Annotated in this window: 18 protein-coding genes; 10 read left to right on the forward strand and 8 right to left on the reverse strand. The window is 72.6% G+C overall.

The window, feature by feature from the left end; all coding sequences use genetic code 11:
- The first annotated feature begins 14 nt into the window (after window positions 1–14).
- Window positions 15–1,913 carry a protein kinase domain-containing protein gene (locus ACQP2F_RS42640; RefSeq protein WP_433298137.1) on the forward strand — a complete coding sequence of 633 codons (1,899 nt, stop codon included), beginning with the start codon at window positions 15–17 and terminating at the stop codon, window positions 1,911–1,913.
- A 27-nt stretch (window positions 1,914–1,940) separates the two neighbouring features.
- Window positions 1,941–3,578 carry a phospho-sugar mutase gene (locus ACQP2F_RS42645; protein ID WP_433298139.1) on the forward strand — a complete coding sequence of 546 codons (1,638 nt, stop codon included), beginning with the start codon at window positions 1,941–1,943 and terminating at the stop codon, window positions 3,576–3,578.
- A gap of 6 nt (window positions 3,579–3,584) precedes the next feature.
- On the opposite strand, the gene ACQP2F_RS42650 is transcribed toward ACQP2F_RS42645, so the two are convergent.
- Window positions 3,585–4,268, reverse strand: a complete 684-nt coding sequence (locus tag ACQP2F_RS42650; protein ID WP_433298141.1) for a GOLPH3/VPS74 family protein — start codon at window positions 4,266–4,268, stop codon at window positions 3,585–3,587.
- 210 nt (window positions 4,269–4,478) lie between these two features.
- Between ACQP2F_RS42650 and ACQP2F_RS42655 the strand changes: the two genes are divergently transcribed.
- Complete coding sequence (locus ACQP2F_RS42655) at window positions 4,479–5,483, forward strand: hypothetical protein (protein ID WP_433298143.1); 1,005 nt, start codon at window positions 4,479–4,481, stop codon at window positions 5,481–5,483.
- Window positions 5,484–5,493: 10 nt separating this feature from the next.
- Window positions 5,494–8,334: a stealth conserved region 3 domain-containing protein gene (locus ACQP2F_RS42660; protein ID WP_433298145.1), complete on the forward strand. Its 2,841-nt coding sequence runs from the start codon at window positions 5,494–5,496 to the stop codon at window positions 8,332–8,334.
- On the opposite strand, the gene ACQP2F_RS42665 is transcribed toward ACQP2F_RS42660, so the two are convergent.
- Complete coding sequence (locus tag ACQP2F_RS42665) at window positions 8,322–9,923, reverse strand: stealth family protein (RefSeq protein WP_433298147.1); 1,602 nt, start codon at window positions 9,921–9,923, stop codon at window positions 8,322–8,324. The two genes, ACQP2F_RS42660 and ACQP2F_RS42665, sit on opposite strands and share 13 nt — an antisense overlap.
- A gap of 129 nt (window positions 9,924–10,052) precedes the next feature.
- On the opposite strand from ACQP2F_RS42665, the gene ACQP2F_RS42670 reads away from it, so the two are divergent.
- Window positions 10,053–10,541, forward strand: a complete 489-nt coding sequence (locus tag ACQP2F_RS42670; RefSeq protein WP_433298149.1) for an NUDIX hydrolase — start codon at window positions 10,053–10,055, stop codon at window positions 10,539–10,541.
- 12 nt (window positions 10,542–10,553) lie between these two features.
- Here the strand turns inward: ACQP2F_RS42670 and upp are convergent, their stop codons facing one another.
- Window positions 10,554–11,186: a uracil phosphoribosyltransferase gene (upp, locus tag ACQP2F_RS42675; RefSeq protein ID WP_433298151.1), complete on the reverse strand. Its 633-nt coding sequence runs from the start codon at window positions 11,184–11,186 to the stop codon at window positions 10,554–10,556.
- A gap of 60 nt (window positions 11,187–11,246) precedes the next feature.
- On the opposite strand from upp, the gene deoC reads away from it, so the two are divergent.
- From deoC to ACQP2F_RS42700, 5 genes are all read left to right on the forward strand, one after another.
- Entirely contained in the window at window positions 11,247–12,173 is a 927-nt protein-coding gene (gene deoC / locus ACQP2F_RS42680; protein WP_433298153.1) for a deoxyribose-phosphate aldolase, read from the forward strand.
- 4 nt (window positions 12,174–12,177) lie between these two features.
- A complete protein-coding gene (locus tag ACQP2F_RS42685; RefSeq protein ID WP_433298155.1) occupies window positions 12,178–13,596 on the forward strand; it encodes an aldehyde dehydrogenase family protein in 1,419 nt (472 codons plus the stop codon).
- Window positions 13,589–14,431 carry an aldehyde dehydrogenase family protein gene (locus tag ACQP2F_RS42690; RefSeq protein WP_433298157.1) on the forward strand — a complete coding sequence of 281 codons (843 nt, stop codon included), beginning with the start codon at window positions 13,589–13,591 and terminating at the stop codon, window positions 14,429–14,431. Before ACQP2F_RS42685 ends, ACQP2F_RS42690 begins: the two co-directional genes overlap by 8 nt.
- Before the next feature lie 100 nt (window positions 14,432–14,531).
- Window positions 14,532–15,404 (forward strand): DNA primase, encoded by an 873-nt coding sequence (locus tag ACQP2F_RS42695; RefSeq protein WP_433298159.1) that lies wholly within the window; start codon window positions 14,532–14,534, stop codon window positions 15,402–15,404.
- 75 nt (window positions 15,405–15,479) lie between these two features.
- Window positions 15,480–17,951 carry a transposase gene (locus ACQP2F_RS42700; protein ID WP_433298161.1) on the forward strand — a complete coding sequence of 824 codons (2,472 nt, stop codon included), beginning with the start codon at window positions 15,480–15,482 and terminating at the stop codon, window positions 17,949–17,951.
- 111 nt (window positions 17,952–18,062) lie between these two features.
- Here ACQP2F_RS42700 and ACQP2F_RS42705 read toward each other — a convergent pair whose 3' ends face one another.
- The 5 genes from ACQP2F_RS42705 to ACQP2F_RS42725 all read right to left on the reverse strand — a co-directional run bounded on the left by ACQP2F_RS42705 (window position 18,063) and on the right by ACQP2F_RS42725 (window position 22,580).
- Window positions 18,063–19,283, reverse strand: coding sequence for an ABC transporter permease (locus ACQP2F_RS42705; RefSeq protein WP_433298163.1), 1,221 nt, complete (start codon window positions 19,281–19,283; stop codon window positions 18,063–18,065).
- Entirely contained in the window at window positions 19,280–19,942 is a 663-nt protein-coding gene (locus ACQP2F_RS42710) for an ABC transporter ATP-binding protein (RefSeq protein WP_433298165.1), read from the reverse strand. The genes ACQP2F_RS42705 and ACQP2F_RS42710 overlap by 4 nt, the downstream gene beginning before the upstream one ends.
- A gap of 4 nt (window positions 19,943–19,946) precedes the next feature.
- Entirely contained in the window at window positions 19,947–21,170 is a 1,224-nt protein-coding gene (locus ACQP2F_RS42715; protein WP_433298167.1) for a peptidoglycan-binding protein, read from the reverse strand.
- Window positions 21,167–22,108, reverse strand: a complete 942-nt coding sequence (locus tag ACQP2F_RS42720; protein ID WP_433298169.1) for a hypothetical protein — start codon at window positions 22,106–22,108, stop codon at window positions 21,167–21,169. The genes ACQP2F_RS42715 and ACQP2F_RS42720 overlap by 4 nt, the downstream gene beginning before the upstream one ends.
- Window positions 22,109–22,175: 67 nt before the next feature.
- Window positions 22,176–22,580, reverse strand: coding sequence for a hypothetical protein (locus ACQP2F_RS42725; RefSeq protein ID WP_433298171.1), 405 nt, complete (start codon window positions 22,578–22,580; stop codon window positions 22,176–22,178).
- Window positions 22,581–22,810 lie beyond the last annotated feature (230 nt).

Here is a 22,810-nt window from a genome sequence, read left to right on the forward strand (position 1 = left end):
CGGTGGCATCCTCAGTGACTCAGATTCCGACGTGGAGCGGCGGCAACAACGCTCCCACCAGCGGACGCGCAGCTCCGGGCACGCTCATCGGCGGGCGCTACACACTGCGCGCGGCGGTGGGGCACGGCGGCATGGGCACGGTCTGGCGCGCGGCCGACACGCTGCTGCGCCGGGACGTGGCGATCAAGGAGGTCGTCCTCCCGCCCGGCCTCGCCCCGAGCGATCGCGACTCGATGTACGAGCGGACCATGCGCGAGGCCCGTGCCGCGGCCGCGCTGCAGCACCCCGCCGTGGTCCAGGTCTACGACGTCGTGCACGAGAACGGCCGTCCGTGGATCGTGATGGAGCTGCTCGACGCCCGCAGCCTCGCCGACATGGTGATCGAGGACGGGCCGGTCGCGCCCCGGGTCGTCGCCAAGATCGGCATCGCGCTGCTCGGCGCGCTCGAGGTCGCCCACGCGCACGGCGTGCTGCACCGCGACGTCAAGCCGGCCAACGTGCTGATCTGCTCCGACGGCCGCTGCGTGCTGACCGACTTCGGCGTCGCCCGGATGCCCACCGACGTGCAGCTCACGACGCCGGGCATGGTGCTGGGCTCGCCCCACTTCATCTCGCCCGAGCGGGCCATGGGCAGCGACTTCGGCCCGCCCAGCGACCTGTTCTCGCTCGGCGTCACGCTCTTCACCGCGGTCGAGGGCCGTCCGCCGTTCGACAAGGGCGACCCGATCGAGACGATGCACGCCGTGGTCGAGGACCCGCCGGCCCCGGCCGTGCGGGCCGGCTCGCTCACCCCGGTGCTGATGGGTCTGCTCGAGAAGGATCCGGCCCGGCGGATGGACGTGCAGACCGCGCGCACGATGCTGCGGCAGCAGCTGGCCGGCCCGCTGGCCAGCAAGGCCCCGCCGCACATGATGACCGACCCGTACTCGGTGGTCCCGGCGCAGCGCCCGCCGGCCGCCCCCGTCGAGACCCAGCCGCTGCCGCCGCAGCCGACCGGCCAGATCGGCGGCCGGGCGATGCTGCCGCCGGGCGCGTCGCTGACCGACCACCTGGCCAAGCTTCAGCAGGACAACGCCGCGCCGGCCGGCGGGCGGCGGCGCGCGGCCGAGCCCGAGGGCACCGCGACCGGTCTCATGCCGGCCATGCCGCCGGCCGCCGGCGGCGACACGACGAGCGTGCTGCCGCCGCGCCAGGCCTGGAACGGCGCCCGGGCGGCCCGCGAGCCGTACGGCCCCGCCACCGGCCGCAAGCAGGCGCTCGACAAGGCGCTCGGCCCGGTCAAGGAGGCGACGGCCAAGGCGGTCGCCACCGTCCAGGGCTGGCCCCGCAACAAGCAGCTGATCGCCGGCGGCGGCGCGCTCGCCGTCGTGCTGGTGCTGGTGCTGGTCTTCGCGCTGGCCGGCGGGGGCGGCGCCAAGAACACCCCGCCGCCGGACGCGCTGCCCCCGGCCGGGCAGGATACGGCGCCCTCCTTCGAGACCCAGCAGTACAACGACCGCGGCATCACGGTCAACGTGCCCAAGGGCTGGACCCGCAAGGCGGCCGGCTCCTGGGTCGACTACGCCGACCCGCAGGACGCCAAGCACAAGGTCCGCATCCTGGTCGAGAACTCGAAGGCCACGCCCACGGCGTTCCTGGGCATCGCCGAGAACACGCTGAAGACCAAGTCGACCAACTGCCCGAAGCCGTACACCCGGGTCAACCTGGACAAGGCCACGATCTCCGGCAAGGAGGGCGCGGTCCTCGAGTACACCTGCGGCAGCGGCGACGACGGCCGGCACGGTCTGTGGGGCGCGGTGGTGACCGGCGGCAAGGCGTACTCGTTCTACCTGACCTCGACCGAGGCCCAGTTCGCCGCCAGCAAGCCGATCTTCGACGAGATGATCAAGACTTACACCCTCTCCGCCGCCTGACCGCTCGCCACGTGCTATCAATCCCAGATGGCACCTGACGAACTCCGGGCAACGGCCGAGGCCTGGCTCGCCGACGATCCGGACCCGGCGACCCGGGCCGAGCTGCGCGACCTGATCGACGGGCTGCCCGGCACGGCCGAGGAGCTGCGGGACCGGTTCGCCGGACCGCTGACCTTCGGCACCGCCGGGCTGCGCGGCCGGCTGCGGGCCGGGCCGAACGGGATGAACCTCGCGGTGGTCACCCGGGCGGCGGCCGGCCTGATCGCGTGGCTGGCCGAGCAGGGCGGCGAGGGCCCGCTGGTGATCGGCTACGACGCCCGGCACGGCTCCCGCGAGTTCGCCGAGCGCACCGCCCGGGTCGCCACCGGCGCCGGCCGCGAGGCGCTGGTCATGCCCTCGACCCTGCCGACGCCGGTGCTCGCCTACGCGGTGCGGGCCCTGGACGCGGTGGCCGGCGTCATGGTCACGGCCAGCCACAACCCGCCGCAGGACAACGGCTACAAGGTCTACCTGGGCAAGCAGCTGGGCGGCCCGGGCGGGGACGGTGCGCAGATCGTCCCGCCGGCCGACGCGGGCATCGAGGCGGCGATCCGGGCGGTCGGCCCGATCGCCGGGGTCGAGCTGGGCGGTCCGGGCACGGTCCTGGGCGAGGAGATTCTCCGGGGGTACGTCCGGAGCGCCGCCGCCGTGATGACTCCTGGCGGCCCGCGCGACCTCGTGGTGGCCTACACGCCCATGCACGGCGTCGGCGGTGGCACCCTCGACGCCGCGTTCGCCGAGGCCGGGTTCGCGGCGCCGGCGGCGGTGGCCGAGCAGGCCACGCCCGACCCCGAGTTCCCGACCGTCGCCTTCCCCAACCCGGAGGAGCCGGGCGCCATGGACCGGCTGCTCGCGCTGGCCGGCGCGACCGGCGCCGACCTGGCGATCGCCAACGACCCGGACGCCGACCGGTGCGCGCTGGCCATACCGGCCGGGGACGGGTGGCGGCCGCTGCGCGGGGACGAGCTGGGGGTGCTGCTCGCCGATCACCTCATCCGGCGGGGCGTTCCCGGAACGTACGCGACCACGATCGTCTCGTCGCAGTTGCTCGGCCGCCTCTGCGCCGCGCGCGGCGTGCCCTACGCCGAGACGCTGACCGGGTTCAAGTGGATCGTCCGGGCCGCCGAGCATCTGGCGTTCGGCTACGAGGAGGCCCTCGGCTACTGCGTCGCCCCGGCGCTGGTACGCGACAAGGACGGCATCACCGCCGCGCTGACCGCCGCCGAGCTCGCGGCCGGGCTCAAGGCCGAGGGCCGCACGCTCGCCGACCGGCTCGACGAGTTGGCGGCCGAGTTCGGCGTCCACGCCACCGACCAGCTGTCGGTTCGGGTCGACGACCTGGCCGAGATCGGCGCCGCGATGGGCCGGGCCCGTCAGACGCCGCCGGCGAGCCTGCTCGGCGAGCCGGTGACCGCCATCGACGATCTGCTGCCGGAGAACGACGTGCTCACGTTCCGGACCGCGTCGACCCGCGTGGTCATCCGGCCGTCGGGCACCGAGCCGAAGCTCAAGGCGTACCTCGAAGTGGTCGAACCGGCCGAGGGTGACGTTCCCGCCGCCCGCACCCGCGCCGCGGCCGCCCTGCAGACGTTGCGCAAGGAGGTCGCGGCGGCGCTGGGCGTCTGAAGAAGGTCAGGCGGGCTTGGGCGCGCCGAGCGCGGCGGTGATCGCGCGGCCGAGGGTGGCCACGACCAGGGCCACCGCCGGCCGGACGATCGAGTCCTCGAGGTTGACGGTGCCGGAGAAGCCGGCGCCGGTGGCGATCTGCTCGAGCCGCTGGTGCGCGCGCGCCGTCTCGTCGGCCGGCAGCCGCAGGGCCGGCTCCATCCGGCAGACGCTGAGCAGGGTGGCCAGCGCCGCCGTCCGCTCGTCGCAGATGCTGTCGCCGGTCAGCGCGTCGGCCAGCCGGCGCCGGATCTCGGCCTCGTAGGCGGGATCGGTGGTCGGATAACGATGGACGTGGATGTACTCCATCTGCGTCTCGTCCACGTCCTTGACCACGCCCCGGGCGATCAGGTCGTCCAGCACCCGGATGCGCAGCCGGTGCCGCAGGCGCTGCAGCCACTGCGCCGGCGTGTGCGGCTCGTCCCCGGCCGCCTTGGCCAGCACCGCGTCCGCGATCGGCTCACCGGTCGGGGTCGGATCGAGAACCTTGAGGTAGCCGTCGACGTACGCGACCCGTCCCGCGAGAGCCAGGTCGACCAGCACGCCCGCGGCCATGCCGAGGTCGAGGCCGATGCGGGAACCTGTCGCCTTGCCGGTCTGGTCGTCGTAGGCGAGAAGGAGCAGTTCCTCGGCGAGCGGAATGGTGGTCATGGAAACACACGATAGTTTCCCAAGTCACAGTCGCCGAGAGGGCAGTCGCTCAGAACGGTGGCGACGTTCGGCTGATCGAGACCATCGTCACCGTACGTGATCAGATCGGCCGTCTCCAGATCGACAGAAGGTTAAATTGACGCGTACCGGAGGCTGCACTATGGTTTCCGGCTTGCACCAGCAGGCTTCCCGGAGGAGGAGTAGGCGTCGATGTCGGTCGACTCCGCACGCAAGCTCGCCGCCCGCTCCCTGCGCCGTCTTCCCCAGGCCACGCTCGTCGCCCGCCGCCTCGACCGCAAGCTCACCCCCCGCGTCGACCGCCTGCGCCACGAGCTCCGGCAGCAGCGCGCACCTCTACGCAAAGTAACGAAGGCGATCGCCGGCGACGCCGTCGCCGAGGCCCGCCTGGCCGCCGTGCTCGACGGCCGCACGCTCAACATCGATATGCACGTGCCCGGGGTCCCGTTCGACGATGTGCTCTCGGCCGAGCTGCGCGCGGTCCGCGGCCACACCCGCCGGGTCGCACCGGCGCGGGTCCGGTCCGGGCCCGGCGGCGCCCTCTGGGTCGAGGCCACCGCGCTGCTCGACGACAACCCCGGCGGCTTCGCGCTGCGCCCGGGCACCCAGTGGCTGCTGGAGGTCGCCCTGTCCACCAGGTCGGGCGGTCAGCAGGTGCTCAGGGTCCTCGGCGGCCGGCAGGACGCGGGCACCCGCGGCCTCACCGTCCCGTCCCCGCCGCACCCCGAGACCGGTCGCCGATACCGGGTGCGGGTGCGCCTGTCCGGCCGGCTCGCCATCACGGTCGCCGCGCCGGCGCCGGTGGCCGAGGTGAGCCGGCTCGACCTCGACTGGCTGACGGCCTCGCTCGAGGTGCGCCTGGTCGGGCGGCCGCCGGCGACCCCGGCGACGATCGAGATCGTCAAGCGTGGCGGCGCCGCCCAGGTCAGCGTGCCCACCGAGCGGACGGCGCCCGACCGGGTCCGCTGCGACCTCCCACTCGCCAAGATCGCCCAGCTCGGCGGCGGCGCGCGCCTCTTCCTGCGCACCGGCGGCCGGCGCCTGCGCGTCGGCCGCGAGCTGCACGACCTCGCGAACGCCGGAAAGGTCATCCGGCCCACGCCGGCCATCGTCTGGACCGGGCCGGGCAAGGTCGTCCGGGTCGAGGCCACGTTCTCCCCGGCCGGCGCGCTGACGCTCGCCTGTCGCCCGCTGTAAGGACGGCTGCATGAAGATCACGTATCTGCTCACCTGGGGCGATGCGATGGGCGGCACCGAGCGCACCATCCTGCGGCAGGCCAGCTGGCTCGCGGAGCGGCACGAGGTCGAGGTGATCGGCGTGTTCCGCACCCGCAGCAAGCCGCCCTTCGAGTTCTCCGGCAAGGTGCGCATGCGCTTCCTCGTCGACTCCCGCGGCGGCACCCAGCGCCCGGTCCGGCGCAAGCTCGACGACGAGGTGTGCCGTGTGCTCAGCGCCTCGACCAGCCAGCTGGTCCGGCCCGAGTGGGAGGGCGCGTTCAACGCGCTGACCGACCTCGAGCTGGAGAGCGCCCTGCGCGAGACCGACACCGACGTCCTGGTCTCCACGACGCCGGCGCTGATGGCCGTGGCCGCCACGCTCGCGCCGCGGCGGGTCGTGCTCGTGCACCAGGAGCACCGGGTGGCCGAGGTGCGCGCGTCCTCGGGCGAGCCGTACGCGATCTACGCGGCCCGGATGGACGCGATCGCCGTGCTCTCCGAGCGCACCCGGGAGTGGTTCGCCAACCGGCTGGGCGAGGCCGCCCCGCGGCTGCCGGTCATCCCGAACGCGATCGAGGGCGGCTACCGGCCGCGGTCGAGCCGGCTGAACAAGACCGTCATGATGGCCGGCCGGTTCGCCGTCGAGAAGCAGTTCGACCACGCCGTCAACGCGTTCGCCCAGGTCGTGACCGACCACCCCGACTGGCGGCTGCGCATCTTCGGCGACGGCGACCGCAGGATCGTGCAGAAGCACATCAACGCGCTGCGCCTCGGCGAGAACGTCGAGCTGATGGGCCCCAGCTTCGTGCTCGACCAGGAATGGTCGAAGGCTTCGATGTGCCTGGTCACGTCCAAGGTGGAGTCGTTCGGGCTGACGCTGATCGAGGCGATGGGCGCGGGTGTCCCGGCGGTGTCCTACGACTGCCCGAACGGGCCGCGCGAGGTCATCGAGGACGGCGTCACCGGCCTGCTCGTCCCGCCCGACAACATCGACGAGCTGGCGTCCGCGATCCGCAAGCTGATCGAGAACGTCGAGCTGCGCCACGAGCTGGGCGAGCGCGGTCTGGCCGCGGTCGAGCGCTACTCGGTCGACGCCGTGATGCCGCAGTGGGAGGCGCTCTACACCGAGCTGCTCGCCGGGCGCGGGCGGCCGGGCTGGGTCGAGCGGCGCAGCGCCGCGCAGGCCCTCCAGCTCGCGCAGGAGTCGACCGCGGTCGCGCTGGTCGGCGACGCGCCGCCGGCCACCGGCACGGCCGAGGAGTGGGCCGCCCGCGTGCACGCCGCCCACCCCCGGCTGGTCTGGACCGGGTACCAGCTGACCCGGCTGGACGACGACCTGACCCCGGCCGAGGTCGCGCAGGACAACGCCGACCTGGTGTCCGAGGCGTTCGAGCGGGCCGGCCTGCCGTACTTCTTCGTCCGGCAGCCGACGCCGACGTTCCGGGTCGCGGTGCCGGTCGAGGAGCGGGACAACGCGCTGGCCGCCCTGGCCGCGGCCTTCCCCGACCGGCCCGTCTACGTCGAGGCGCTCGACCCGGCCGGCCGGCCCAAGGGCGCCTGGCCGGCCGCCATCGCCACCACCGTCGACGAGGTCCGGCAGGCGCCGGCGATCCGCGTCTTCGCGCCGGTGCTGACCACCTCGCGGACGCTGCGCACCGGCGCCGCGTACGGCTGTCACGTCGGTTTCTGGGCCAAGGCGGAGGACAGCGAGGACCTGGTCGTGCCCGGCGGCAGCGTGCTCGGCGTACGCGTCCCGCCGGCCTCGATGACGCCGGCCACGTTCGAGGTCCGCGACCGGCGGTACCGCACCATCGAGCCGTTCACCCGCACGCTCGGCGGCGAGTTCACCGACCCGGTCGACGTGGTCTACACCTGGGTCGACGGCGAGGACCCGGACTGGCAACGGCGCAAGGCCGCCTCCCAGGGCATCGCCTTCGAGGCCGAGGACGCCGTGCACGGCGACGGGCGGTTCCGGTCGCGCAACGAGCTGATGTACTCGCTGCGCTCGATCGACACGTTCGTGCCGTGGGTCAACAAGATCTGGATCGTCACCGACCGGCAGACCCCGGACTGGCTCGACCTCTCCCACCCCCGGGTGCAGGTCGTCGACCACGCCGAGATCTTCGCCGACCGGTCGGTGCTGCCCTCGTACAACTCGCACTCGATCGAGACGCAGCTGCACCACATCGAGGGCCTGGCCGAGCACTTCCTCTACCTCAACGACGACATGTTCTTCGGCCGCCTGATCGGGCCCGACCGGTTCTTCGCCGAGGGCGGGCTGACCCGCACCTTCGCCAGCCCGACCGCGATTCCGTTCACGCCGATCGCCGACGACGACGAGATCTTCGCGGCCGCCGCCAAGAACAACCGCGAACTGCTCGAGCGGGCGTACGGCCGGTCCCTGACCCACGCCTTCCTGCACGCGCCGTACCCGCACCGCCGCAGCACGCTGGACGCGATCGAGCGGGAGTTCGCCGACGCCTGGCAGGCCACCGCCGCGGCCCGCTTCCGCACCCGCGACGACATCTCGCCGCTGTCCTCGTTCGCGCACCACTACGGGCTGATGACCGGGCGCAGCGTGCCCGGCACGATCCGGTGCGGCTTCGTCAACGTCAGCCTCGAGAGCCAGCTGCCCAAGCTGCAGTGGATGCTCCAGCGGCGCCACCACGAGGTGTTCTGCCTGAACGACTACCACGACGGCGACGTGGCGCCGGAGAACCAGTACCGCATCATCGAGGCGTTCCTGAGCGCCTACTTCCCGATCCCGAGCCAGTTCGAGACCGGGAGCGCGCGCAACGAGGCCGCGGCCGCCCGCGGCTACCGCTCGTAGGGCGACGCGAACGGGAAGTACGCCGGCAGGAACTCGGCCAGCGCCGCCAGCTGCGCCTCGGCCTGCGCCGGATCGGTGTCCGTGTCATTGAGGCAGAAGATCTGGTGATGGCGCTTGCGCAGGGCGTTGGCCAGCCGCTTCGGCAGCAGCGGGTCGGCCAGGTCGCGATACATCGACTGCACCTCGCCGACCACGGCCCGGCCGCTCGCGTACGACCAGTGCTGCTGAAGCGACGAGAGCAGCGAGACGTCGCCGGGATGCCGGAACTGGTGCGACGCCGTCGCCGCGATCTCGGTCGGGCAGCGCTCCTCGATCTCCCGGAGCACGCTGCGCCGGGCCGCGTGCGGGATGTGCTTGATCTTGAAGGCGAGGAACCGGCCGAACTCGCGCTCGATGATGGCGCGGTTGTTCTTGCCGGCCGACTGCACCGGCGGCTCGCCCGCGGTCGGCGGCCCGGCGTCGATCCGGCGGCGGGAGAGATAGACCCGGGTCTGCCCGCTCGGGGTGAAGAAGAGCCCGGGCGGGGTCGGCCGGCCGAGGAACACGTCGTCGTTGGTGTAGATGAAGTGCTCGGCCAGGCCCTCGATGTGGTGCAGCCGGGTCTCGATCGCGTGCGAGTTGAAGGTCGGCAGCTTCCCGGCGTCGCCGAAGATCTCCTTGTGGCTCACCACGGTCAGCTGCGGGTGCTCGGTGTTCAGCCACTCCGGCACCTGGTCGTCGGTGACCAGGAAGATCCGCCGGACCCAGGGCGCGTAGAGGTGCAGCGAGCGCAGCGAGTAGCGCAGCTCGTCGCGGGAGAGGTAGCGCGAGTTGTTGGCGGCCACCTGGTTGCCGGTGGCCCAGCCGTTCTCGGCCAGCGCCGCGTTCTTGCGGGCCAGCCAGGCCGGGTCACCGCCGTCGACCCAGGTGTAGACGACATCGATCGGGAAATCGACGTGCTCGAGCGGCGGGAGCAGGAACGGCTCCCGGGTGCGATAAAGACGGCCCGTCCCGTACGGACGGAAGTCGCCGAAGACGCTCTCCTCCGCTTCCACCTCGGCGTCGCCGGGCAGCACCGCCTCGACCGACGCGTGGTAGCGGGGCCCCTCGAGCCGGCCGTCGCGCTCGGCCCAGAACTCGACCTGGCACGCGTACTCGACGCCCATCAGCAAGCGGCGGCCGGGGTCGGTGACCGGCCAGTAGACGGCGATGGCGACCGGATCGGCCGCCGCCGGCGCCGCCTCGTCCCCGGCCGGCGCCACCGGCTCGCGCGGCGTCACCTCACCCTCCGCGAGCGGCACCGGCTGCAGCCTGGCCCCGGCCTGGCCGGCGCCGGCCAGCTCGGCGAGCACGGCCTCGGCCCGCGCCCGGTGCTCCTCGGGGACGGCCACCACGGTGTGCACGAGGCTCTGGGCCGGGACCCGGAAACAGGGCACGCCGGCGGCGGCGAGGGCGTCGACGACCCGGTCCAGGTTGGCGGTGCGCACCGAGAACGGCGACGCGTACGGATCGGTGGGCGCGGCCTCGAGCTCGAGCTCGATCGGGTCGGGTTCGCGGACCTGGCGGACGGCCTTCTTGCGTACGCCCGCCGGCAGTGCCTTATAAATCAAGGTGCGAACCGGTCGGGGCACGGCGTTTCGCACCACGCGCAGCAGCGGCACCGTGTTTACCCGCCCTTTCCGTCCCGTTCGGCCGGCGCACACCCTAGCACCGCGCCCCGCACCGACAGGAGCTTCCGGATGCAGGCCGTCCTGGCCACGCTCGGCTACGTCCTCTCCCCCGACCGCCGGCGGATCCTGATGGTCCGGCGCGACACCCGGCCCGACGACATCCACTACGGCTACTACAACGGCCTCGGCGGAAAGCTGGAGCCGGACGAGGACGTGGTGGCGGGATTGCGCCGGGAGATCCGCGAGGAGGCCGGCATCGCCTGCACGGCGGTCGACTTCGCCGGCACGATCTCCTGGCCCGGCTTCGGCCGCGACGGGCAGAACTGGTTCGGGTTCCTGTTCCGCGTGCCCGCCTGGACCGGCGAACCGGTCTCCGGCAATGAGGAGGGCAGCCTGCACTGGGTCCCGGTCGCCGACGTGCTGGCCGGGGTGGTGCCGATGTGGGAGTCGGACCGGCATTTCCTGCCGCTGGTGTTCGCCGACTCACCGCGGGTCTTCCACGGCATCATGCCGTTCGCCGGTGGCAAGGCCGTGAGCTGGGATTACACCGAGCTCTAGGCTCGAGCCGGCTTAAAATCGGCGCATGCCGCCGAACTGGCGGTCGCCGGCGTCGCCGAGGCCGGGCACGATGTACGCCTTGTCGTTCAGACCCTGGTCGATCGAGGCCGTGACCAGGCGCAACGGCAGCCCCGACTGCTCCAGCCGCTCGATGCCCTCGGGCGCCGCCAGCACGCAGCAGATGATCACGTCGGTGCAGCCGCGGTCGACCAGCAGCCGGCAGCAGTGCAGCAGCGAGCCGCCGGTGGCCAGCATCGGGTCGAGCACCAGCACCGGCTGGCCGGCGAGGTCGGCCGGCAGCGACTCCATGTAGGCGCGCGGCTCGAAGGTGTGCTCGTCGCGGGCGAGGCCGACGAAGCCCATCGACGACTCCGGCAGCAGGGCCAGCGCCGAGTCGGCCATGCCGAGGCCGGCCCGCAGCACCGGGACGATCAGCGGCGGGTTGGCCAGGCGGGTGCCCTGGGTGGGCGCGACCGGCGTGGTGATCGGGTACTGCTCGGTGGCGAAGGAGCGGGCCGCCTCGTACACGACCATCGTGGTGAGCTCGTGCAGAGACGCGCGGAAGACGCCCGAGTCGGTCTCCGCGTTGCGCATCGCGGTGAGCCGGGTCTGGGCCAGAGGGTGATCTACGACGAGTACGTCCACGGGCCACAACCTACCGGTCAACCAAGATCAACTGTCGGCACCCTGCGTAGAATCGTTTTCATGACTGCGACAATGACGTCGGCCGCCACCCTGCGAGCCCTGCTGCACGGGCTGCCAGGGGTCGACAAGGTGGGCGTCGAGGCCCGGGCGGCGGCGCTCGGCACCCGTTCGGTGAAGACCACCGCCAAGGCCCAGGCGATCGACCTGGCCATCCGCATGGTCGACCTCACCACCCTCGAGGGCGCCGACACCCCGGGCAAGGTGCGCGCCCTCTCGGCCAAGGCGCTGCGGCCCGACCCCGCCGACCCGTCCTGCCCGGCGGTCGCCGCGGTCTGCGTCTACCCCGCGATGGTCCCGGTCGCCGCGTCGGTGCTGGCCGGCAGCGGCGTCCACCTGGCCAGCGTGGCCACCGCGTTCCCGTCCGGCCAGGCGCCGCTGGACGTGAAGCTGGCCGACACCCGCGACGCGGTGGCCGGCGGCGCCGACGAGATCGACATGGTGATCAGCCGGGGCGCGTTCCTGGCCGGCGACTACGCCAAGGTCTACGACGAGATCGTCGCGGTCAAGGAGGCGTGCGGCGACGCCCATCTCAAGGTCATCCTCGAGACGGGGGAGCTCGGCACGTACGACAATGTCCGCCGCGCCTCGTGGCTGGCCATGATGGCCGGGGCCGACTTCATCAAGACCTCCACCGGCAAGGTGCCGGTCGCCGCCACCCTGCCGGTCACGCTGATCATGCTCGAGGCGGTGCGCGACTTCCGGGCGCAGACCGGGCGTCAGGTCGGGGTCAAGCCGGCCGGCGGCATCCGCACGACCAAGGACGCCATCAAGTACCTGGTGCTGATTAACGAGACGGTCGGCGACGACTGGCTGTCCCCCGACTGGTTCCGGTTCGGCGCCTCGTCGTTGCTGAACGACCTGCTGATGCAGCGCACCAAGCTCACCACCGGCCACTACGCCGGTCCGGACTACTTCACGCTGGACTGAGGTCATGTTCGAATACGCCCCCGCCCCGGAGTCCCGCTCCATCGTCACGATCGAGCCCACCTACGGCCTGTTCATCGACGGCGAGTTCGTCGAGGGCAAGAACACCTTCAAGACGGTGAGCCCGGCCAGCGAAGAGGTCCTGGCCGAGGTGGCCATGGCCGCCCCCGAGGACGTCGACCGGGCGGTCGCCGCCGCCCGCCGCGCGTTCGGCCCGTGGTCGGCCCTGCCCGGCGCCGAGCGGGCCAAGTACCTGTTCCGGATCGCCCGCATCATCCAGGAGCGCTCCCGTGAGCTGGCCGTCCTCGAGTCGCTCGACAACGGCAAGCCGATCAAGGAGTCGCGCGACGTCGACCTGCCGCTGGTCGCCGCGCACTTCTTCTACTACGCGGGCTGGGCCGACAAGCTGCGGTACGCGGGCTTCGGGCCCGACCCCCAGCCGCTGGGCGTGGCCGGCCAGGTCATCCCGTGGAACTTCCCGCTGCTCATGCTCGCCTGGAAGATCGCGCCGGCGCTGGCCGCGGGCAACACGGTGGTGCTCAAGCCGGCCGAGACGACCCCGCTCTCGGCGCTGTTCTTCGCCGACGTCTGCCGCCAGGCCGGCCTGCCGCCGGGCGTCGTCAACATCATCACCGGCGCCGGCGACACCGGCCGCTACCTGGTCGAGCACCCCGACGTCGACAAGGTCGCCTTCACCGGCTCGACCGAGGTCGGCCGGCAGATCGCCCGCTCGGTGGCCGGCACCGGCAAGCGCCTGACGCTCGAGCTGGGCGGTAAGGCGGCGAACATCGTCTTCGACGACGCCCCGATCGACCAGGCCGTCGAGGGCATCGTCAACGGCATCTTCTTCAACCAGGGGCACGTCTGCTGCGCCGGTTCCCGCCTGCTCGTCCAGGAGTCGGTCGCTTCGGAGTTGCTCGAGTCATTGAAGAGGCGGATGGCAACGCTGCGGGTGGGCGACCCGCTCGACAAGAACACCGACATCGGCGCGATCAACTCCCGCGCACAGCTGGACAAGATTACCGAATTGTCGGAAATTGGCGCATCTGAGGGCGCCGAGCGCTGGTCGCCGCCGTGTTCGCTGCCCGAGCGCGGCTTCTGGTTCGCGCCGACGATCTTCACCGGCGTGACCCAGGCGCACCGGATCGCCCGCGAGGAGATCTTCGGGCCGGTGCTGTCGGTGCTGACGTTCCGGACACCGGAGGAAGCGATCGAGAAGGCCAACAACACGCCGTACGGGTTGTCGGCCGGCATCTGGAGCGAGAAGGGCTCCCGCATCCTGGCCGTCGCCGACAAGCTGCGAGCCGGGGTGGTCTGGGCCAACACGTTCAACAAGTTCGACCCGACGTCGCCGTTCGGCGGTTACAAGGAGTCCGGTTACGGTCGCGAGGGCGGCCGGCACGGCCTGGAGGCGTACCTTGCCTAAGTCAGCACCCACCAAGGCGCCTTCGCCGTCCCGGCTCTCGGTGCGCAAGACATACAAGCTCTATGTCGGCGGGGCCTTCCCCCGCAGCGAGTCAGGACGGACCTATCTCGTGGACGGCGACAACGTGGCTCTCGCCTCCCGCAAGGACGCCCGGGACGCGGTCGTCGCGGCCCGCAAGGCCCAGCCGAAATGGGCGGCCGCCACCGCGTACAACCGTGGTCAGGTCCTCTACCGGATCGCCGAGATGGTCGAGGGCCGCCGCGGCGAGTTCGTGGCGCTCGGCGTCCCGGCCGCCGAGGTGGACGCGGCCGTCGACCGCCTGGTCTGGTACGCGGGCTGGTCCGACAAGATTGCCCAGGTGGCGGGCAACGCCAACCCGGTGGCCGGCCCGTTCTTCAACCTGTCGGCCCCCGAGCCCACCGGCGTCGTCGGCGTGGTCTCCCCGGCCTCGCTGCTCGGCCTGGTCAGCGTCGTCGCGCCGGCGATCGTCACCGGTAACACCGTGGTGGTCCTGGCGTCCGGCCCGCAGGTGGCGATCACGCTGGCCGAGGTGCTGGCGACCTCCGACGTACCGGGCGGGGTGGTGAACATCCTCACCGGCCGGGCCGCCGAGACCGCGCCCTGGCTCGCCTCGCACGACGACGTCAACGGGCTCGACCTCACCGGCGTCGACGACCCGGAGCTCGCCACCGAGCTGGAGCGCTCGGCGTCGGGCACGCTCAAGCGGGTGCTGCGCGCCCCGGCCGGCGGCGCCGACTTCGCCGCCGACCCGGGCCTGCGACCGATGACCGCCTTCCTGGAGACCAAGACGGTCTGGCATCCGAAGGGATTCTGAGGGGGACGGTCGGCGTCGCTCAGGCACGCACACTAGGGTGTGTCGGCAGAATCACCGTCCAAACGTCCCATCCGCACTTATCCGCATCCCGGAGGTCACCGTGGCCAGCCAGTCCGACGAAGAGGCGCCCGCGCCCGTGGACGAGAAGTCGTCTGCCGGACTCTCCGGGCAGCAGCTCTGGGATGAGGTCCGGATCGAGCCGGTCGAGATCGCCCTGCCCGGCGGCGTCGGCCTCACCCTGCGCGCCTTCCGGTTGGCGTCCGAGCTGACGCCGACCGAGATCGAGGCCGAGGAGGAGGACATCTTCGACGCCCGCAAGCGCGGCGCGGCCGTCGAGGACGACGAAGAGGTCATCGTCGACGAGGAGTTCCAGGCGCTGCTCGCCGAGGGCGAGGACGGCGACGCCAAGGAGAAGGCCGAGGCCGAGGAGCCCGATCCGGCCGACTTCGAGGACGAGACGGACGAGGCCGAGGAGAAGGCGGCCGATGAGGAAGTGCCCATGTTCCTCAGCCACAAGGGCCGCCTGCTCGCCTTCAAGACCCCGGAGTCCCTGGTGTCCTTCATTCGTTCGGGTGCTCCGAACGACCTCGCACAATTGGACAGCTGGGCCACCCTCGCCGACCGGGTACAGTCGACCGACATCGACCCGCAGCCGGACGACCGTTACGAGCTCGACCTCGTGGTGGAAAACCTGCGCGGCGGGCATGACACGTGGGACCTGCCGCTGCTCATCGCGGCCGGCGAGATCGCCCGCGACCTCGGGTACGCTCTCCGGCTCAAGCCGGTGATCCTGGCCCTGTCGCCCGGCTCGCCGCTCGATGATCTCGACGAGTCCCTCCGGTCCGCGGAGAGCGGTGGCATGGGCGGATTCTTCGGTCGGCGTCGATTGAAGAAAATCGGGGCACAACAGGCGAGCCTCGGTTGGCGTTCGGTAATCGGCAAGATCTCTGCCGCTGTGGACTGGCGCGACTGACCCTTCACCAGGGACCATCAGTGCTTGGCCAAAAGTGAGGCGAACTGAAGTCTCACCGGGGAGGAGGACGACGCCGTGGCGCTCGTGCGCGTGTACTGCGGTCTGGCGTCGGCTGATGAATCGGTACGCGCGGCCCAGGCCGCGCAGCTGACCATCGCCGTGGTGGATGACGCAGGCCGGCTGCTCGGCGTCCACGAGATCAGCGACGACCCCGGCGGCTACGCCGAGCTCGGCATGCTGCTCGTGGAGCGGACCAGTGGATTCACCGACGCCGCGGTCGCCGCCGACAGCGACGACCACCTGGTCACCTCGCTGCTCACCGCCGCCGGCCGGCCGCTCGTGGTCGCCGACGACGACACGACCGACGACTTCGCCGAGCGCTTCGCCGACGACGACTCGGTCGAGGAGATGCAGGCCCCGCCCGCCGCCCGCCGTGCCGTCGGCCTCGCCCGGGCCCTGCAGGCCGGCGCCATCGCCGCCGCCAACCAGCCGACCCCGCGCGAGCTGGTGAGCTACAAGCCGGTGCTGGCCGCCCACGTCGCCATGCTCGGTGGCCGGAACGCCGCCGCCGTCGCGCTGCGCGAGGTCCTTCGCGAGCTCTACCCGGCGGCGCTGCGCGCCTACCCCGACCCGGCCCACCCGCTCGCGCTCGCCGTGCTCGACGCGCTGCCCGAGCCGGGCCGGCTCACCGCTCAGGGCGCCGAGCCCGAGCAGGTTGCCGAGCGGGTCGCGACCGAGCTGATCCGCTCCGGCGCCGGCGGCGACGACGAGATCATCGCCGCGGTCACCGCGCTGCACGTCGCGATCAGCGAGTCGCCCCGCCGCGGTGGGGTCAACAAGTCGCTGGCCCCGGCCGCCGCCGAGACCGTCCGCAAGTCCATCGCCGCCGTCCGCGCCTGCGACGCCGCCTGCCTCGCCCTGATCGGCACGATCAGCGACCGCAGCGCCCCGGCTTCGGCCGGCCGCCGGGCCACCGCGCCGGCCGCGCTCCAGGCCGTGCCCGGCACCGCCGGCCGCCGCAGCCGCCGCGAGCCGCTGAGCACCGGCAACGGCCCGGTCGTGCCCCAGCCGATGAACGCGCCGCCGGCCGCGCCCGACCCGGTGGCCCCGCCGCCGCTCGCGCCGCGCCCGGTCACCCCGCCGCCCGCCGCCCCGGCGGCCGCTGCCGCGTTCCCCAACCGCGCGCCCGTGCCCGGCAACCGGCCGGTCTCGGTGCCGCCGCCCCCGCCCGGCATGACGCCGATCACGCCCGGTTCGCGCCCGGTTCCCGGCTCGCGCAACCCGGCGCCCGCGCCGTCGTCGCCGGCCGCCCGTCCGGCCTCGGGCCTCCCGGCCGCGTCGTCACTGCCCCCGGCCGCGTCGTCACTGCCCCCGGCCGCGTCGTCACTGCCCCCGGCGGGGTCGTCGCTGCCCCCGGCCCCGGCTGTGCCGCCCGGGCCGACCGCGCCGCCCTCGTTCTCGGGCAGCTCGCTTCCGCCGGCCCCCCCGACGTCGTTCTCGTCCGGTTCATTGCCGCCGGCCTCGGTCTCGCCGGCCGACAGCGGCCAGCCGTTCCGGGCCACGCTGACGAACGCGGCGATCAACAGCGCCCGCGCCGAGCGCCAGCGTTCGGTCATCCCGCCGCGCCCGTCCACCCGGACGCCCGCGGCCGGCAGCGCCACCGACTACTCGCTGCCGATGCCGACGCAGCGCCCCGAGCAGGCCGAGCCCGGCTCCCGGGCCAACTGGCCGCTGATCAACCAGGGCGGCGACGAGGCCCCCGCCGCCTCGATCAGCGCGCCGCCGGCCGACACCGGCCGGGTCAAGCCGCCGTGGCAGGACATGCCGAAGGAGCCGCCGGCCCTGCGCCTGGTCGATTCCCAGCTGGCCGGCGGCAACAGCCTCGACGCGACCGTCACCGACCTGCCGGCGATCACCGACCCGCCGCCGCTGCGCCTGGTCGACGGCGAGGGCCGCCGCAACGGCGCCCGGCGCAACGGCAGCGTCGCCGGCCCCGCGGGTTCCGGCTCGATCAGCTCCGGATCGATCGGTTCGGCCGCGATGAGCCCGGGCATGGTGACCAGCAGCACGACCCTCACGGCGCTCGACCGCAGCACCACGCCGCCGGTCCCGGCCGACGGCAACGACGGCGACCTGCTGATCTTCGCGGCGGCCCGTTCCGCCTGGTTCACCGGCCACAGTGACACCTCGGCCGACCTCGACTGGGCGAACCCGAACGACAGCGGCTGGCGCGCGGCCGAGCGGGCGGCCACCCCCGAGATCGCCGCCGAGACGCCGGCCGGCCTGCCCAAGCGCGTGCCGCAGGCCAACCTGGTGCCCGGTTCCCCGCTGCGCGACGAGCGCCCGCTGCGCATCGTCCGGGACGCGGCCAGCATCGCGGCCCACACCACCGGCTACTTCCGCGGCTGGCGTCGCGGCCAGGAGATCGGCGGCTTCGCGATGGGCGGCCGCCCGGGCCGCGAGTCGGCCGGCGGATGGGACTTCACCCGCGACCGCGAGGGCGCGGACGATTTCCGCAACAACAACGCGAACTACAGCTCTCGCTGACGGAGACACCGAGGCGGCCGCGACACGCACGTCGCGGCCGCTTTGCCGTGCGGCGGCGATCCGCGGTGACGGTGAGCGGATCGCCGCGGTGGCTGACGCCGGCGAGGGCGGTCAGCGTTGCAGCGCGCGCACCGGGGGTATGCGGGCGGCGCGGGTGGCCGGAATCAAGCCGGCGAGCAGGCCCGCCAGCGCGCTGACCCCGCAGGCGGCGAAGGCCGACGACAGGCCGATCACCGGCGTCCAGGCGTTCGCCAGCGAGACAACGCAGGTGGTGAGGATGCCGAGGCCGACGCCGACGGTGCCGCCGAGGGCGCCGAGCGCCGCGGTCTCGAGGATCAGCTGCAGGAAGATGTGCTTGCCGCCGGCGCCGACGGCGCGGCGCAGGCCGATCTCCTGGGTGCGGGCGGCGATGCCCGCGGTGGCCGCGTTGCCGATCGAGATGGTGCCGATCAGCAGGGCGGCCGCGCTGAGCAGCGCGGTCGAGCGGGTGACGTTGGACTCGATCTCCTGGCGGAGGGTGGCCGGGTCCGGCGGGGCGATCGCGCGCAGCTCGGTGGGGGCCTCGGGCCGCAGCGCGAGCGGGGCCTGGCGGCCGATCAGCTGGGCGGCGCCGGGCGAGGTCTCGATCAAGACGTCGGGATGGGCGGTGCCCGCGGTCTCGGCCCCCGGCAGCGTCGTCGCCACGGAGTAGGGCACGATCACGCCGGTCATGGCCTCGGGCCGGCGACCGACGTCGTGGTAGATGCCCATGACGGTATAGGCGCGGCCGCCGAGGAAGACCGCGACGCCGGTACGCCCGATGTGCAGCCGCCGCGCGATCGGCTCGGACAGCAGCACCACGGGGGTGGCGTTGCGCTCCTGGAAGTCGTCATAGGTGCGGCCGACGGTCAGGTCCGGAGCCATCACCCGGACCGCGGCCGGGTCGGCGCCGATGATCGGGACGGCGGCCCCGTCGTCGCTGAAGTCAACGGTCCGGCGGATCGTGTGCTCGCTGAGCTGCACCCGGCGCCCGGCCGCGACCACGCCGTGCAGCCGGGTCAGGCGGTCCAGCGCTTCCGTCGTCAGCCAGGTCGGCGCGGTTCCGTCGCTCTCCGGCTGCACCAGCACCTCGGTCGCCCGCCGTACGTCGAAGCTGGACGACACCTGGTGATCGAGCGTGGTGCCGAGCCCGAGGCTGGCCACGAACGCCGCGGCGCCCACCACGGTCCCGATGACGGTCGCCAGCGAGCGGCCGGGATTGCGCAGCACCGACAGCGCGGCCTCCCACACCAGGTCGTCCCAGCGCAGGCGGGCGGTGCGCAGCCGCAGGCCGCCGTGATCGAGTTTCGTCATATCTCCCGCACCACGCCATCGGTCACCCGCAGCCGCCGCCCGGCCGTCTCGGCCACGGTCGGATCGTGGGTGACCACGACGACGGTCAGGCCGTCGCGGTTGAGTTGCCGCAACAGGGCCAGCACGCCCTGCGTGTTAGCGCTGTCGAGGTTGCCGGTCGGCTCGTCGCAGAACAGCACCTGGGGCCGGGCGGCGACGGCGCGGGCGATGGCCACGCGCTGCCTCTCGCCGCCGGAGAGCTGCCGGGGGTCGGCCCGCATCCGGTGACCGAGGCCCATGCGTTCCAGGGCCTCGGCCGCCATCTGCCGGCGCTTCCGGCGGCGGTGCGGCCCGTAGAGCAGGCCGATCTCGACGTTTTCCAGGGCGGTCCGTCCGGGCAGCAGGTGGAAGGACTGGAAGACGAAGCCGAAGACCTGACCCCGGATCGCGGTACGCAGCGCCGGCCCACAGGTCACCGTGTCGACGCCGGCGACGTGGTAGGCGCCGGCCGACGGCGCGTCGAGCAGGCCGAAGATGTTGAGCAGCGTCGACTTGCCGGATCCGGACGGCCCGGTGATCGAGACGTGGTCGCCGGCCGCGATGTGCAGGTCGGTGGGCAGCAGGGCGTGCACCGGCTGACCGTCGTCGTAGGTGCGCGCCACCTGGTGCATGGTCAGCATCGGCTCAACCGGCCGGCTGCTGCTGCTCGCCGACCACGACCCGTACGCCGTCGGCCAGTGCCGGGTCGTACGGCTCCCGGATCTCGACCCAGCCGCCGGCGATCTGCCCGGTCGTCACCGTGACGTCGGCGGTGTCGCCGTGATCCGAGACGGTGGTGACGAACGTCGAGCCGTCCGCCCGCGAGTAGAGCGCGGTCACCGGCACCGCCAGCACCTTGGTCGCGCCCGAGGCCACCTGCACGTCGAGTCGCAGCGACCGGTTGACGCCGCCGCCGATCGCCTTGCCGGTGAACTCGAACCGCACCTGGAAGCCGTTCTGCCCGTCCGCTCCGGTGACCGGCTGGTTCCCGACCGAGGTGATGGTCGTCGCCGCCTTGTCCCCGGTGAGGTCGTCGACGGCGGTGGCGGCGAGGCCGGCCCGCAGCAGCGACGACTGTTCCCGGTCGGCGACGGCCATGATCACCGGGGCCTTGCCGTCGAGCTCGAGCAGCGTGTCGCCGGGGTCGGTCAGCACCTGGCCGACCCGGGCATGGACCTTGGTGACGACCTGGTTGCGGCCGGCCACGACCGGGACCGAGGCCTGCGGGATCCGGGCCGTGCCCTTGGCCGGACCGGGATCGGTCGCGCCCTTGTCCACATCGGCCGGTGACTCCCCGACCGGGTCGTCGCCGGTCACGCCGATGTCGTACCCGCGGTCGTGGAAGAAGCGGGTGACCTGCTTCTGCGTGGCGCTGTCGAACACCTTGGAGACGCTGACCCGGTATCCCAGCCGGCGCAGAGCGCGCTGGATCTCGGCCACGTCCGGTCCGGTCATCCCGGCCGAGATGTCGCGATAGAGCGGGAACGCCAGGTCGAGCACGACCATCGGCTGGCCCATGCGCTCGAGCAGCACCCGGCCCTCCCGCAGCCGGTCACCCTTCTTGACCAGCACCCTCGTCACGACACTGTTCGGGCCGACGGCGGCCGACGGCGGCCGCACCTTCACGCTCTGGCTCGCCTGCAGCTGACCGCGCAACACCACCGGCTCGCTCAGCTGCCGGAGCCCGGCCTCGGCCGTCACCAGGGAGGCCGAGGGCGGGGCGGCGTCCGCGGCGACCTGCTCCGGCGACCGCAGCCGCGACCCGACGAGGACCGCCGCCACGCCCACCAGCACGACCACCGCGAGCAGCACCGCGATCAGGGTCAGGAAGCGCCGCCGCCGGAGGATGAGGGTGTCGGCTGCGCTCACTGCTGCCCGATCAGCGCGGCGGCCTGCTTGGCGATCGCCTGAATCTGCGGGTTCAGCTCGGTCAGCTTGGCCTCGTTCTTCGCGACCAGCTCCTGCTGCACCTGCATGGCCGTGTCCATCTGCAGCTTCGCGATGCCGGTGTCGCGCTCGCAGGTGAACCACGCGACGGCGAAGTCGGACTCGCGTCCGCTGGGCACGTACCGCTTCGCGGGCGTGGCCGGCCCGACCTCGACCGTGCCCGGGACCTCCTTGGGCTTCCACGTCTCGGCCGGGTCCGGGGCGGAGTCGCCGAGTGGCACGCCGAACAGGCCCGGATCGGGAACGCGGAAGAAGCTGTCCTCTTGCGACGTGTGATATCCCTTGCCGGCCAGACACGTCAGAAGCGTCTTCCACTTGGGCTGGCCGACCCGCTGATAGACCGTCATGAGAAACGGCCGGCTGAGCGCGTTCCCGAGGTCGAAATAGCTGTAGTAGACCTTTTCCGCGTTCGGCGGGAGCTTTTTCCAGGCATTGCTCGTGCACTGGTCGGAAGCGTGGTCGTAGTTGGGGTCGAAGCTCGCGATGGCCGGCGGAACGGGCGCCTCGTCCTGCCCGAAACCGTGCTCCTTCGCCACCTGCTCGGTCGGCGGCCCGAACGTCGCGTCGGTGAGCACCAACTGCGGGAACGGGTTCCTCGGGGCCGGCCCCATCACCCGCAGGTTCTGCGGATAGCCCGCATCCGCCATGCATTGCCCCAGCGCCTTCAGCTGCGCGTAGTCGACGACTCCGAGCGCATCACCGAGAAAGGCCGAGAACGGCTGCGCGTTCTTCTGTCCGGCGGCGCCGGGCGTCGCCCCGGCCGGCGTCTTCGAGCAGGCCGCGAGCGGCAGCAGCAGGACGGCCAGCGCGGCCAGGGCCACGCGCCGGCCGGTTCCGCCGGAGACCGGATGGGTCCGCATTTTCCCTCTTTCTCCGGAACCGCGCGGGCGGCCCGCCATCGAGCGAGCCACCCACGCGGATCACCTGCTAGGCGCAGCGCTTGTGCGACGCGTTCCAGGCCGAGATGGACTGCTTGGTGCCGCGCGGCACGCTGGCGTACGCGGTCTTGTAGCCGGTCGACATGTAGAGCGTGACCGTGCAGGTGCTGTCCCGGTTGAAGATGCCCTCGGCGTTGGCGGCCAGCTTGACCGGCGGGTTCGGCAGGTCCGGCAGGTTGCCGAAGTAGTCGTTGGTGTGGTCCGAGTCGCTGTTCCAGAAGTGCCGCTGGTACTGCTGGGTGGTGAAGCCGTCCCAGATCCACTGGAAGCAGATCTCGGTGCTGTTACAGGCGGCCTTGCCGTCGCCGTGGTCGGCGGCCTGAGCCGCGGTCGGCGCGACGAGCAGACCGGTCACGCCGAGCGCGGCGGCGACAATGGCGTTCCTGAGTTTCATCGGGCAGTTCCCTCTTCCTCGCTTGCGCTCATGCAGGGGTGATTCCGTGCATGCAAGACACCACGAGCTAGGTGGAAAACGCCGAGGCATGGCCATTCGGCTTCATCGCGATCGGCCCGGCGCCGGACATGAAAGAGCCGACTCACCATGCACCGAAGGCCGTACGCTCCTGCTAGTTCCCCCGTGGGCCGGAATGGCGGATGTGGATCCCGCGCTCCGGCGACGTCACC

The organism is Actinoplanes sp. CA-030573 (assembly GCF_050951115.1).
Taxonomy (GTDB): Bacteria; Actinomycetota; Actinomycetes; order Mycobacteriales; family Micromonosporaceae; genus Actinoplanes.

Bases quoted from the DNA above. Each gene is read 5' to 3' on its own strand.
- ACQP2F_RS42685 (WP_433298155.1), top strand. From the start codon at position 12,178: ATGTTCGAATACGCCCCCGCCCCGGAGTCCCGCTCCATCGTCACGATC.
- ACQP2F_RS42725 (WP_433298171.1), bottom strand. From the start codon at position 22,580: ATGAAACTCAGGAACGCCATTGTCGCCGCCGCGCTCGGCGTGACCGGT.
- ACQP2F_RS42710 (WP_433298165.1), bottom strand. From the start codon at position 19,942: ATGCTGACCATGCACCAGGTGGCGCGCACCTACGACGACGGTCAGCCG.
- deoC (WP_433298153.1), top strand. From the start codon at position 11,247: ATGACTGCGACAATGACGTCGGCCGCCACCCTGCGAGCCCTGCTGCAC.
- ACQP2F_RS42720 (WP_433298169.1), bottom strand. From the start codon at position 22,108: ATGCGGACCCATCCGGTCTCCGGCGGAACCGGCCGGCGCGTGGCCCTG.
- ACQP2F_RS42660 (WP_433298145.1), top strand. From the start codon at position 5,494: ATGAAGATCACGTATCTGCTCACCTGGGGCGATGCGATGGGCGGCACC.
- ACQP2F_RS42650 (WP_433298141.1), bottom strand. From the start codon at position 4,268: ATGACCACCATTCCGCTCGCCGAGGAACTGCTCCTTCTCGCCTACGAC.
- ACQP2F_RS42655 (WP_433298143.1), top strand. From the start codon at position 4,479: ATGTCGGTCGACTCCGCACGCAAGCTCGCCGCCCGCTCCCTGCGCCGT.
- ACQP2F_RS42670 (WP_433298149.1), top strand. From the start codon at position 10,053: ATGCAGGCCGTCCTGGCCACGCTCGGCTACGTCCTCTCCCCCGACCGC.
- ACQP2F_RS42705 (WP_433298163.1), bottom strand. From the start codon at position 19,283: ATGACGAAACTCGATCACGGCGGCCTGCGGCTGCGCACCGCCCGCCTG.
- ACQP2F_RS42645 (WP_433298139.1), top strand. From the start codon at position 1,941: ATGGCACCTGACGAACTCCGGGCAACGGCCGAGGCCTGGCTCGCCGAC.